General features: G+C 40.8%; 7 protein-coding genes. 5 read left to right on the plus strand and 2 right to left on the minus strand.

The features are described 5' to 3' along the window. The first annotated feature begins 162 nt into the window (after positions 1–162). From V7K62_RS05150 to V7K62_RS05170, 5 genes are all read left to right on the plus strand, one after another. Complete coding sequence (locus V7K62_RS05150; protein ID WP_334862354.1) at positions 163–1,890, plus strand: SDR family NAD(P)-dependent oxidoreductase; 1,728 nt, start codon at positions 163–165, stop codon at positions 1,888–1,890. Between the two features lie 350 nt (positions 1,891–2,240). Continuing rightward, complete coding sequence (locus V7K62_RS05155) at positions 2,241–7,025, plus strand: PfaB family protein (protein ID WP_334862356.1); 4,785 nt, start codon at positions 2,241–2,243, stop codon at positions 7,023–7,025. A 234-nt stretch (positions 7,026–7,259) separates the two neighbouring features. After that, positions 7,260–8,936, plus strand: a complete 1,677-nt coding sequence (locus V7K62_RS05160; protein ID WP_334862358.1) for a PfaD family polyunsaturated fatty acid/polyketide biosynthesis protein — start codon at positions 7,260–7,262, stop codon at positions 8,934–8,936. Positions 8,937–8,938: 2 nt separating this feature from the next. Then, positions 8,939–10,453 (plus strand): thioester reductase domain-containing protein, encoded by a 1,515-nt coding sequence (locus tag V7K62_RS05165; protein WP_334862360.1) that lies wholly within the window; start codon positions 8,939–8,941, stop codon positions 10,451–10,453. Positions 10,454–11,014: 561 nt separating this feature from the next. Then, the gene (locus tag V7K62_RS05170; protein ID WP_334862362.1) at positions 11,015–11,818 is read left to right on the plus strand and encodes an SDR family NAD(P)-dependent oxidoreductase; all 804 of its coding nucleotides are present in this window, start codon (positions 11,015–11,017) and stop codon (positions 11,816–11,818) included. Between the two features lie 82 nt (positions 11,819–11,900). On the opposite strand, the gene hetI is transcribed toward V7K62_RS05170, so the two are convergent. Then, a complete protein-coding gene (hetI, locus tag V7K62_RS05175; protein ID WP_334862364.1) occupies positions 11,901–12,617 on the minus strand; it encodes a 4'-phosphopantetheinyl transferase HetI in 717 nt (238 codons plus the stop codon). A 165-nt stretch (positions 12,618–12,782) separates the two neighbouring features. Then, positions 12,783–13,847: a YheT family hydrolase gene (locus tag V7K62_RS05180; RefSeq protein WP_334862366.1), complete on the minus strand. Its 1,065-nt coding sequence runs from the start codon at positions 13,845–13,847 to the stop codon at positions 12,783–12,785. Positions 13,848–13,970 lie beyond the last annotated feature (123 nt).

Raw genomic sequence — 13,970 nt, forward strand, 5'->3', positions numbered from 1 at the left:
AGAGGAACGCAAAGTTTATTTGAGTCGATTCGCTACGAACTGAGGCAAAGCTCTACTAAGCTTTTTAAAAGAACCGCAGAGGACACAGAGGAAGAGATAGGAAACAATTTGTAACCAGTTTTATAGAGCATCTCTTAATTACGAATTAATATCAGAGGATTTATGACACAAACAGCCCAGCTTAGTCCATCATCTGTCTTTGTCGTGAGCGGCGGTGCAAAAGGGATTACGGCTGAGTGTACTATCAGATTAGCCCAACAGCAACCCTGCAAATTCATCCTCCTCGGTCGCTCTGAACTATTAGAAACTGAGCCAGATTATGCTCAAAATTCCGATGAATCCGCATTGAAAAAATGCATCATGGAAAATCTTCTTTCTCAAGGAGAGAAGCCCACACCCATGAATGTGCAAAAGATATATAACAAAATTACCTCCAGCCGCGAAATTAAAAGGACTCTAGCAGCAATTGAAAAAACCGGAGCTAAAGCCGAATATATCAGCGTCGATGTTACAGATACGCCAGCTTTACAAGAAAAACTTGCCAATGCTGTGCAACATCTCGGGCCAATTACAGGAATCATCCACGGTGCGGGAAACTTGGCTGATAAGTTAATTGAAAAGAAAACAGAACAAGATTTTGAAAAAGTTTACACCGCCAAAGTTCAAGGATTAGAAAATCTGTTAGCTTGCGTTAATCCTAATCAACTACAACATTTAGTTTTGTTTTCTTCAGTCACAGGTTTTTACGGAAATCCCGGACAATCTGATTATGCGATCGCTAATGAAATTCTGAACAAATCAGCCCATATATTTAAGCAAAGTTATCCCTCATGTCATGTAGTCGCGATCAACTGGGGCGCTTGGGATAGTGGAATGGTGACAGCAGAATTAAAGAAGATTTTTCAGGAGCGAAAAATCGAAATAATTCCCATTGCAGTTGGCGCACAAATGCTCGTGAAAGAAATGGATAATACCAATCATGCAACCGCACAAGTTGTTATTGGTAGTCCACTAGTTCCGATGGCGGCGGAGTTAGATTCAGAACTACGAACTTATCGTATTCGTCGCCAAATGACATTAGAAGCTAATCCATTTTTACACGATCATACTATTGCTGGTTCTCCGGTTTTGCCAGCAACTTGTGCAATGACCTGGATTATCAATGCTTCTGAACAATTATATCCCGGTTATAGATTGTTCAATTACCAAGACTTCAAAGTTTTGAAGGGGATTACTTTCAATGAAACATTAGCTAAGGAACATATTTTAGAAATAGAGGAGATTTCCAAAGTTAATCTTGAAAGAATCGAACTTAAAGCCAAAATTTCGAGTAAAAACCCAGAAGGAAAAATCCATTTTCATTTTAGCGCTCAACTCAATCTCCAGCGTGAAATCCCAGATGCACCCATCTATGAATCTCTCAATCTCGAACAAGATAATATCATCACCGCTACCGGAAAAGCTTTTTACCAAAATGGTGGGGCTACATTATTTCACGGCCCCGGTTTTCAAGAAGTTAAGAGAGTTTTAAACATCAGTCCTGAAAAAATCACAACAGAATGTCTGTGGCCAGAACTCAGTGCCCAGCAACAAGGACAATTCCCTGTCCAATGGGTGAATCCTTATACAACTGACTTGAGTATGCACGCCTTATGGATTTGGACACAACACTTTCATGAAGAAGGTTGTTTACCTGGAAAAGTCGAAAAATTTGAACAATTTGAGATGATACCACATAACGAAACTTTTTACGTTTCTTGTGAAGTAATATCTAAGACACCAAGTAGTGCGATCGCTAACTTTATCATACACGATCGCCAAGGTAAAATCTATTCACGAATGCTCGGCGCTCACGCCATTATTTGGTCAATGAAAATGCTCAGAAGCTAGTAATCGGTCAAGCTGAAAGTTCCTAGGAAGGACTTTAATCGTTATTTTACAACTACAGCTTTGCGTAAATTCGTGGCGAATTCAGGGTTTAAATTTAAACGCATAGGCGCTTCTCTGCGAGACGCTACGCGAACGCCTTCCCGCAGGGTAGGTTCGCAAAGGGAAACGCAAAGGAGCGCAGAGAATCCGCTAGAAGTTTTGTACTAAGCAATAAAGTCTTTACTGCAAACTATCAAAGCTAGCTTAATCTTAGGATTGTTATAACTTGCCACTTCAAAGTTTGGGGAATAGCGTAAATCCTGCCTTTTAATTATCTCTTGCTAAATACCCAAACTCGGAGCATATAAATCGTGGAAAAAATAGCCATCATCGCATTATCATGCCTATTCCCCGATGCTAAAAATCCTGAAGAATACTGGCAGAATATCGTTAATCAAAAAGATTCTACATCCTCTGCAACCGTCGAAGAAATCGGAGTAGATCCGACAATTTTTCACAATCCAGTTAAAGGTACACCAGACAAAACCTATTCCCTCAAAGGCGGATACATCCGCAACTTTCAATTTAATCCTTCCGAATACAATCTACCATCAGAACTTGTTGCTAGTTTAGATAACACCTTCAAATGGTCATTGTATGCCGCTAAACAAGCAATCGTACAGAGTGGTTATTGGGGTAATCAAAATGTTCTTGCAAAATGCGGCGTAATTTTAGGTAATTTGTCATTCCCAACAAAATTATCTAATCAATTATTCTCTCCAATTTACCAGCAATCTATTACCCCTGCTGTCAGAGAACTTTTGCAATATGAAGACTTTGATTTAGCTGCTCTCCCAACTGCAACTAAAGCGTCTTTATACAATGCTCTGATATCTGGCTTACCAGCATCTATCATTGCTCAAGCCTTCTCACTCTCCCAGATTAATTTATGTCTGGATGCTGCTTGTTCGTCATCATTTTATGCTATTAAACTAGCATCTCATTACTTATGGTCACACAAAGCTGATGTCATGTTAGCTGGAGCCATCAGTTGTGCAGATTCCCTGTTCGTGCGGATGTTATTTTCCGGTGTTCAGGGGTATGCAGAAAACGGCATCAGTCGCCCCTTAGATAAATCCTCTAGAGGGCTAATTCCCGCCGATGGTGTTGGGATGGTGATGCTGAAGAGATATTCTGATGCCGTTAGACATGGTGATAATATTCTCGCTACTATCTGCGGTAATGGACTCTCTAATGATGGCAAAGGTAAACATTTACTTAGCCCTAATCCTAAAGGACAAATTTTAGCTTTTGAACGAGCCTATAATGAGGCGAAATTTAGTCCCAAAACCATCGATTATTTAGAGTGTCACGCCACAGGCACATTGCTAGGAGATACAACCGAATTCAACTCCATAGAAACATTTTTTGGTCAAAATCAAGCTGCGCCTCTGGTAGGTTCTGCTAAGGCAAATACTGGTCACTTGTTAACTGCTGCTGGCATGGTTGGCTTGACTAAGGTGATTTTGAGTATGTCGCATGGTCTAATTCCACCAACCATGAATGTTTCTGAACCTTTAACGTCAGAAAAAAGTACAATTTCTGCCGATAAAATTGTTAGAACAGCTACAGCTTGGCCAAATAATAACGCATCAATTAAACGAGCAGCTATTAGCGCTTTTGGTTTTGGTGGCACTAATTCTCATCTGATTTTAGAACAAGGAAATACTACACAACCAGTTGAATCAAGTTCACCTGTTCCACCTGCCAAAATTGCCATTGTCGGCATGGATGCCTTTTTCGGTAACTGCAATGGTTTAGATGCTTTTGAACGGAGCATTTATGATGGAACACAGCATTTTACTTCTCTACCGCCTCAAAGATGGCATGGGATAGAAAATCAAGAAAACCTCCTGAAAGAGTACGGTTTAACAGACGGGAAAGCACCAGTAGGGGCATATATTAAAGATTTTGAAATCGATACTTTATCGTGCAAAATCCCACCGAATGAAATAGATAAGTTAAACCCACAACAATTATTACTCCTAAAGGTTAGCGATCGCGCCGTCAAAGATGCGAAACTACAGGAGGGTGGCAATGTGGCTGTGATTATTGCCGCCGAGACAGAATTCTCTGTGCATCAGCTACAGCAAAGATGGAATCTCTCTTGGCAAGTTAAAGACGGCTTACTCAACCAAGGAATTTCTCTACCTGCTGAACACCTTTCCCAACTGGAAACCATTGTTAAAGATAGCATTCACCAACCAGTAGAAATCGGCGAATATGTCAGTCACATCGCCAACATCATGGCGAGTCGGATTTCGGCTTTGTGGAATTTCACTGGCCCGGCATTCACCATCAGCGCTGGCGAGAATTCTGCCCTCAAAGCGTTGGAAGTTGCACAAATGCTACTCGCTACGGGTGAAGTTGATGCAGTGGTTGTTGGTGCGGTGGATTTAGCCGGTGGTGTGGAAAATGTCTTGTTCCGCAACCAATTTGCCCCAATTAACACGGGTGTCAATACGTTGGGTTATGACCAACAAGCTAATGGCTGGACGGTTGGTGAAGGTGCTGGTGCTGTTGTCCTCAAGCGCTACGAAGCTGCTAAGGAAGATAATGAACGCATCTATGCAGTAATTGATGCCATGAGTTTCGCACAAGGTAATTCTACTTTGAGTAATGCTCTGGTAAAACCTGATGCTTCAGCTATCAGTGATGTCTGCAAACAAGCTTTCCAGATGGCAGAGATTCAACCCACAGAGGTTAACTATGTGGAAGTCTTTGGTAGTGGCATTTCCCAGCAAGATGAAGCCGAAATCACAGGTTTACTGCAAGCTTATCCGAAAGTGGGCAATGGTCTGCATTGTGCATTGGGCAGCGTCAAAGCCAATATCGGCCACACCTATACAGCATCAGGAATCGCTAGCTTAATCAAAACCGCTCTCTGTCTTTATTACAGGTATATTCCCGCCACACCCAAATGGTCTGGTGTCAAAACACCGCAAGTATGGTCAGATAGCCCCTTCTATGTGGCAATGGAATCAAGACCTTGGTTTGTCGATAAAGGCGGCACACGCAGAGTAGCAGCAATTAATAGCATGGGTATAGATGGCAGTTACGCCCATTTAATCTTATCGGAAGAACCCAGCCAAGAGGAGCGCGACAACAGATATTTGCAACAAATGCCTTTTCATCTGTTCCCGATCGCAGTTAGCGATCGCTCCACCATACCAGATATACTTAACCATCTTCAAAAATCCATTGAAGCTAGTTCTTCTTTATCAGCTACCGCCAGCCAAACATTCGCTACCTTTGAACAGCAATCTAATGCAAAATACGTCTTATCAATCACAGGACGTAACACAAAAGATTTACTCAAAGAAATTGAATCTGCCCGTAAAGGTGTAAATAATGCTTTTGAGAACGGCACAGATTGGCAAACACCTTTAGGTAGTTATTTCACAGCAAAACCATTGGGTAAAACTGGAGCAGTTGCTTATGTTTATCCCGCCGCAGTCAATTCTTATATTGGCATTGGTCGCAGTGTCTTCCGGTTATTTCCGAAAGTTTTCGAGGACTTAAAAAGTAACAATCTCTACAACCGGGCTGCCGATGTTGAAAAGTTAGTTTATCCCAGAAGTTTACCTAAATTGACAACCAGGCAACTAGAAACCCTCGAAAAACAATTGTTAGATGATTCACTGGCAATGTTTGAAAGTGAAATCGCCTTTGCTAGATACATGACGGCAATTTTCCGAGATGATTTTCAAGTCAAGCCGCAATCAGTTTTTGGGTATAGTTTGGGTGAAACTAGCATGATGGTTGCCCAAGGAGTTTGGAGTGATTTTGAGGGCGGAAGTAACACCTTAAACTCATCACCTCTATTTGGCGATAAGTTATCTGGCCCGAAAAATGCTGTGCGTGAATATTGGGGATTAACAGATTCACCAAACAACAATTTTTGGAATACCTATGTTCTCATGGCTACACCATCTCAAGTTAGAGAATGCCTGAAACATGAAAATCACGTCTACTTAACTCAAATCAACACACCAGAAGAAGTATTAATTGCTGGTGAGGATGCAGCCTGTAAGCGAGTGATTACAACTTTAGGTTGCAATGCCTTCCCCGCTCCCTTCGACCATGTGATACATTGTGAAGCGATGCGATCGCAGTACGAGGAAATCAAGAAGGTAAACACGTTACCATCCCAAAATCTTCCCGGTATTGTTTTTTATTCAGCCGCAGATTATCAACCGATCGCACTTGAAAGTGAAGTAATTGCTCACAACATTGCCAAAGGATTGTGTCAAGAACTTGATTTTCCGCAATTAGTTAATCGTGTCTACGGTGATGGTGTGCGAATATTTTTAGAAGCAGGTGCCGGTAGTGTTTGTTCACGATGGATTGATAAAATCCTCGGCGATAAAGAACACATCACAGTCTCTCTGAATCGTAGAGGGATGGATGATCACGCTTCAATGGTCAAAGCATTAGCAAAACTACTCAGTCATCAGGTGAACGTGGATTTATCACCACTGTATAGCAAAGCCCAAGAAACCGCTAATCAAAATAAAGCAACATTGAGAACAGTTACCTTGGGTGGGAAAGCGATCGCTACTACAATTTTGAGCGACGAAAATCGCAAACTTGTTGAAAATTTGATTGGGGATATTAGGAGCGATGGCTCCGCCAACGCCAAGGGCGAACGCTTCAAAAAACAGCATCCAAACATACCTAATCTCCAACAATCTGAAATCACAGATTTTCTTAAGACTTCCAACCAGATAACCCAAGAAGAAAATTACTCCCCTAGCATATTGCGATCGCTTACTCAGTCAGAAGAAGTAAAAGCGAAAAATATCATTGATAACGTTTTTGAAACGAAAGAACAATTACAATCTTCTGAGTCAAGCGCAATTAGACAGCAAATTCCTCTTTCTTCCCCACCTGTTATCACTCAAAAAATTAGTAGCATCATCAGCATGTTCGATTTAAATAAGACACAGTATCAAAAGCTCAATGCTAATAATTCAAAGATAACTAAAGCGCACACAGCTTTTTTACAAGCTAGACAAGATTATAGTCAGCAAATGAGCGAAATCATTCAATTGCAACTAACTTGCGCCCAAAATTTGCTTAACGAAGAATCTTGATGATTCAAAATGTAGACTCCTCTCAATATGGTTCGGATAAGATCCCCCCGCCTATGGCGACCCCCTTAAAAAGAGGGTAAAAGATGGTTATAAGCCCCCCTTAAAAAGGGGGGTTGGGGGGATCTTCGAGTGATAAACAAGCTAACCAAACCGTATTGAAACTCTTTCCAAGAGTTTACATCTTTCACCCTTCAACTTTATCACCCATTGCTTATAATCCGAGGGATAACTGCCGTGACAACCGTAGATACGGTACTAAGTAAACACGATAATGGCCTTAATTTCTCTGCCTGGTCTTATAACAAAAACCAGGTGTGGAAAGGTTCTTTAGAAACTGTATCTTTTGAAAAACAAACCATCAAAGATAAATTGATGGTATTAGATAAACCCTGCTACATCGTGAAAGTTGCCGGAAAAATCGGTGTCACTAATGAGGGTTATTTATCCCCTGGTGATAATGGCACAACAGCACAAGTAGAACTGCTAACATTTGCAGCCCCAATCCGCATTCAACAGTTTGGAGATGCCAATTTTCTCTCCTCTCATGGAGTGAAATATGCCTACGTTACTGGCGCAATGGCTGGCGGAATTGCTTCCGAAGAAATGGTCATTGCACTCGGAAAAGAGCAAATTTTGAGTTCCTTTGGTGCAGGTGGTTTGACTCCAGAACGTTTAGAAGCAGCCATAAATCGCATTCAACAAGCTTTACCTCAAGGGCCTTATGCATTTAATTTAATTCACAGTCCCAATGAACCTGCGATTGAACGCCGGGCTGTGGATTTATACCTCAAATATCAAGTGAGAACAGTAGAAGCATCTGCATTTCTCGACTTGACCCCCAACATTGTTTATTACCGTGTTGCTGGATTGGGTTTGAATAACGCCAATCAAATTGAAATCAAAAATAAAGTCATTGCCAAAATTTCTCGCCGAGAAGTTGCTACTAAATTTCTGCAACCAGCACCAGCGAGAATTCTCAAAGAACTTCTGGAACAAGGATTAATTACTGAGTTACAAGCAACTCTTGCAGCTAAAGTTCCGATGGCTGATGATATTACCGTCGAGGCTGATTCTGGAGGTCATACAGATAACCGTCCCCTGGTTTGTTTATTACCTTCTATTATTGCCTTGCGGGATGATATTCAAGCACAATATCATTACCAAACACCCATTAGAATTGGAGTAGCAGGGGGAATTGGAACACCACAATCAGCATTAGCAGCCTTTATGATGGGTGCTGCTTATATAATGACCGGTTCAATAAATCAGTCATGCGTTGAATCTGGGGCTTGCGAACATACCAAAAAGTTATTAGCCCAAGCAGAAATGGCTGATATGATTATGGCCCCAGCAGCAGATATGTTTGAAATGGGAGTCAAATTACAAGTTCTCAAACGGGGTACAATGTTCCCCATGCGAGCGCAGAAATTATTTGAACTCTATCGCGCTTATAATTCGATTGAAGAGATTCCTTTGGCAGAAAGAGAGAAATTAGAAAAACAAGTTTTTCGTAAAACTATTGCTGAAGTATGGGAAGGAACTGCGGCTTATTTGTCCCAAAAGAATCCTGAAAAACTTGGGAAAGCAGTCAATAATCCTAAACTGAAAATGGCGTTGATTTTCCGCTGGTATCTAGGATTATCTTCTCGTTGGTCTAGTTCTGGTGAAAAAGGCAGAGAAGTCGATTATCAAATTTGGTGTGGCCCGGCAATGGGCGGTTTCAATGACTGGGTACGCGGTTCCTATCTGTCTGAACCAAATAATCGTCAGGTAGTTGATGTTGCTAATCAAATTATGACTGGCGCAGCCTTTTTGTATCGTGTCCAAAATTTGAAAATTCAAGGACTGCAAGCTGACGATTATTACAGTCAGTATCACCCTGTTCGTTCTACATCATTGTTGGAGATTTAAAAATGACTATAAAACAGTCTTTCACAGCAGACGATATTCAAGTATTTTTGGTATCTAACTTAGCTAAGTTGCTAGGAGTACCAACTGATGAAATAGATGTCAAAGAACATTTAGAAAACTATGGTTTGGATTCAGCCCAAGCAATGATTCTAGTAAGTAACTTAGAAAAGTTGCTAGGATTTCAACCATCTCCATTGCTTCTGTGGCATTACCCAAATATTGAAGCTCTTTCACAGCGTTTAGCTGAAGAAGTGCAAGAAGGTTCACCGGTTCAAGATACAGGCGTGAAATCCTCTAATGCCAACGTTGCACCCTCAATTCTAGATTTAGGTGCTGAAGCTGTTCTTGACCCCACCATCCATCCCGGTGCTGCATCTAATGTGCCTGTAGCTGAACCAAAAAACATCTTTTTAACTGGAGGAACAGGCTTTTTAGGAGCTTTTGTCATCCGGGAATTGCTACAGGAAACTAATGCGGATATATATTGCTTAGTGCGTGCTGCCAATGCCGAAGAAGGCAAAACCAAACTCCAAAAAAATCTGCAACAGTATGCAATTTGGCAAGAAGAATTTAACTCCAGAATTATTCCTATTGTCGGCGATTTATCTCAGCCATTGTTAGGTGTTGGCTCTGAACAGTTTCAAATGTTAGCTACCAATATTGATACTATCTATCATAGTGGTGCTTTGTTGAATTATGTTTTTCCTTACTCAGCATTGAAGGCAGCCAATGTTTTAGGAACTCAAGAAGTTTTGAGATTGGCTTGTCAAATTAAAGTCAAGCCTGTACATTATGTTTCTAGTGTTGCTGTTTTTGAATCCACCGCTTATGCTGGCAAGGTTGTTAAAGAACAGGATGACTTCAATCATTGGGAAGGTATTTATCTTGGTTACTCACAAACTAAATGGGTAGCCGAAAAGTTAGTCAAAATTGCTCGTGACCGAGGACTTCCTATAACTATCCATAGACCACCACTGATTTCAGGTGATAGCAAAACAGGCATTTGTAACACACATGACTTTATCAATTTGATGACCAAGGGCTGTCTACAAATGGGAAGTTTCCCTGATGTAGATTATATGTTGGATATGTCTCCTGTTGACTATGTAAGCAAAGCCATTGTTTATCTATCACGGCAGAAAGAATCCATAGGTAAGGCTTTCAATTTACAACATCCCCAACCTGCTGCTTTAAAAATGCTAGTTGAGTGGATACGCTCTTTTGGTTATTCAGTTGAGATGATTCCTTATGAAAAATGGCAATCAGAGTTAATCAATAATGTGTCTTCTGTGGACAATCCTTTGTACACTCTGCGACCCTTTTTGCTAGAACGTTGGTCTGATGAACAATTGACTATTCCTGATTTGTACCTACAAGCTAGAAGACCCCATATTAGCTGCCAAGATACTCTCCATGCACTAGCAGGAAGTTCTATTGTTTGTCCTCCAATTGACTCTCAATTGTTTATGACTTATACTGCCTACTTGATTCAAAGCGGCTTCTTAAATATCGCTTAGAAACTCAAGAATTGCGTAAGATGTCTTAAGAATGTAACGCACTATCTCGGATACTTTCGGTGTGTTACGGCTTCCGTAACACACCCTACGAAATAATTGTATTTAGTCCACGTTTTTTAAAACTCAGTACTACTGAATAGCCAATATTTCAGATGCCAGCAACAACTCATATATCAACAGCGGCAATATAATTGCCCTGTTTTTTTATGCTCAACCATGTAAATTTTTAGTATTCACCCCTTGACAGAAGCAATTGAGGATAGAATGGTTAGTGTCGGGCATAAAAGTTTGATTTTACCTGCTGGCTGTTGTGAGTAATCAAAAGCCAGTGCTAGTAGTTTGAAATAACCGAACTTCTTTAATGCCCAAGTTCTTCGATGCATAAATCCTAAATTTGCGTTTGGATTGCTACATCTATCCAAGGCATCACACAAGCATTTGAAAGGGTAATAACTCAAGACATTTCTCGTCATTTGAGATATTACGCGTACTTAATTGTAGAACGAGAAAGACTGTAAATGCAACGCAGCTTCATCAAATTGAATTCACCAACATTCTTACATGAACACAACACATCAAGGACAGAGCAAACAAACTGCTCTTATTACTGGGGCAGCCGGTGGAATTGGCTACGAATTAGCATGTATTTTTGCTGCTCATGATTACAATCTTGTCTTAGTAGACAGAAACGGGCCAAAGCTAGTAGAAATTGCGGTTAAATTCCAAGAAAAATTTGGAATTTTTGTCAAACCTATTGTTAAGGATTTATCTATATCAACAGCTCCTGAAGAAATTTTTACAGAGTTGCAAAAAGCCGATATTAATGTTGATGTGCTGGTAAATAATGCCGGATTTGGTATCTATGGATTATTTCACGAAACAGACTTAGCTACTGAATTGGAAATGCTACAGGTAAATTTGGTGTGTCTGACCCATTTAACCAAGCTATTTGTGAAGGGTATGGTAAAGCAAGGTAAAGGAAAAATATTGAACGTCGCCTCGGCTGCTGCCTTTCAACCAGGGCCTTTGATGGCAGTTTATTTTGCTACTAAAGCCTATATCTTATCTTTTTCAGAAGCGATCGCTAATGAATTAGAAGGTACAGGTGTCACTGTGACAGTTCTTTGCCCAGGCTCAACCGCATCTGCTTTTCATGAAAGAACCGGAATGGCTGACTCTAAGTTGCTCAAGGGTAAGAAAATGATGGATGCAAAAACAGTAGCCGAAATTGGTTTTCGCGCCTTAATGAAAGGCCAAACCATTGTTATTCCTGGTTTTATCAATCAACTACTGGCGAAAATCGTCAGATTTGTACCCAGAAACCTGGTGACAAAATTTGTGAGAAATATGCAGGAAGATAAGTAGGGGGCATTGGGCATTGGGCATTGGGCATTGGGCATTGGGCATTGGGGAAGAATAACTAATGACTAATGACTAATGACTAGTATTAATATTGCCAACACTTCAAATCCCAGCCAAAATTCTCTACAGCAACAGCAGCAACATAATTGTTAGTAGGTACTAGTTCAAAAAGACTCCAGTCTTCAGTTATCTGTAACTTGGCTGGTTCTGTAGGAGTCAGCAACACCTCAATTTGCTCTAACTGGGATAGTCCATCTCCAGTTGCTTTTAGATAAGCTTCCTTACAAGTCCAGTAACGGAAAAATACCTCTTGCTGTTGGTTGGGAGATAGCGATCGCAACATTTCATATTCTCTCGGTAAAAAGAACCGTTTGGCAAGAGCTTCAATATCAGACATCGGGCGAATATATTCTAGGTCTACACCAATTTGGTGAGTACAATTCACCGCACATAAACCGAACCCTTGGGAATGAGACAAGTTAAACGCCAGTCCACTATCGGCAAATTTATCCGCTAATACTGGTTTGCCACGGTGTTGATAATTAAACTGCACTTGTCCGGGCTGGATACCCAAATAGCGACCTAATATAGTTCGTAAAATACCACGACCAGCAATGAAACGCTGCCGATGTTCCTGAAAATAGAACCGTTCAGCACGAGCCATTTCATCACTGGAAAGAGTCGCTGCTAAATTTTGCAGATGTAGTTCTGGTTGGTCAAGGTCTATGCGCCAGACATGAATCTCATCCGGTAGCAAAGTTAAATCTGTCGGTGCAGGTAGCCAGAGATGATGAGCGGTCATGATAATTCGTAATTCGTCATTCGTAATTAACTTGGATTAGGTTTTTGTTGGTGCTGACGATTGTCGTAGAAAACCTACTAGAGTACAACAACCTTATACCAATTATCTAAAAGAATATTACAGATGCTTTCCCTGTAAACCCAGATTTAATCTGACGAATCTTAATTACGAATTACGCTGTTGCTCCAACCATTGTAAAACCCGATTCCATGCCCACCAAGGATCAGAATCGTTTACTTGACGTTGACACTCTTTACTGCTCAAATAGCCAACATGACCGCCGTACTGAGTAAGAAACAAATCTATTACGGAATTGCGATCGCACGCTTCTTGTAATTCCGGTATGATAGCTGGGTCAAAAAGTGGATCGTCAGCAGCATATAAAATCAAAGTCGGTTTCGAGATTTGCGGCAATATTTGTAAAGCACTACTAGCTTGGTAATATGCTTCCACAGAAGAAAAACCTAGTCGTTTAATTACCAGTTCATTGTCAAAACCCCAAATACTGTTCGCCCGTTCAATCGCTTCTGGATCAAGGCTTCCAGGATGAGCATCATGTATCCGCCATGCCAGTTTTTTTAAATTCTGTGCAATCCCCGCTTCCAAATATCTGCCAAAGGGCTTTGTAACTAGATAAGATAGCGATCGCTTTGAATCCAAACTCGGACAAATTACCATACCACCGCCAATATCGCTATCTTCTAGTCCTAAATCTTCATACTCCCTAATCACTTCACCAGCAACTTTCAACGCCCATAGCGCCAATTGCCCTCCTAAAGAAAACCCTGTAAACCAAAATTTCCCCGGACATCCCATTGCCTTAGCAGCGGCGGCAATGCGAACAAAATCTTCCCCCTCATACAAACCATCAGAAGTTAGAGTCGGCGACAATTGAGCAGTTTTGCCGTGGGCACGCCAATCAAATAACACCACAGCGTATCCTTGAGCGTAGGCTTTACGCCCTAGCACTCTCAAAAACCATTCTGTTTTCAATTCTCCAGTAATGCCGTAAGTACCGATAATCGTGCTATGAGCGTTTTCCGGGATTGCAACCAAGCCAAAAATTGGCACACTTTGGCCACCAATAAATATTTCTTCGTGATATGACGGTTCTTGTAATGGAGTAGTACTTTCCCAATAACGTTTTCCCCACAAAGCGGAGTATACAGTCATCATTACACCGTTTTGTAAAAACCAAGACGGATTGTAGGGGGGAGTATAACACATCATAGACTATAAGATTTCATGTAATTGAGTCTTGATTTCACAGTCATTTAATCTTAATATTTATGTAAGATTTAAAAACTTTTTCATCATTGATTCAAAAATCTTTGTATCTATACAAAGGTTGTT

This window comes from Nostoc sp. (assembly GCF_036917935.1).
In the GTDB taxonomy this organism is placed as follows: Bacteria; Cyanobacteriota; Cyanobacteriia; order Cyanobacteriales; family Nostocaceae; genus Nostoc.

Coding starts and splice junctions, on each gene's coding strand:
- V7K62_RS05150 (WP_334862354.1), top strand. CDS start 163: ATGACACAAACAGCCCAGCTTAGTCCATCATCTGTCTTTGTCGTGAGC.
- V7K62_RS05165 (WP_334862360.1), top strand. CDS start 8,939: ATGACTATAAAACAGTCTTTCACAGCAGACGATATTCAAGTATTTTTG.
- V7K62_RS05170 (WP_334862362.1), top strand. CDS start 11,015: ATGAACACAACACATCAAGGACAGAGCAAACAAACTGCTCTTATTACT.
- hetI (WP_334862364.1), bottom strand. CDS start 12,617: ATGACCGCTCATCATCTCTGGCTACCTGCACCGACAGATTTAACTTTG.
- V7K62_RS05180 (WP_334862366.1), bottom strand. CDS start 13,847: ATGATGTGTTATACTCCCCCCTACAATCCGTCTTGGTTTTTACAAAAC.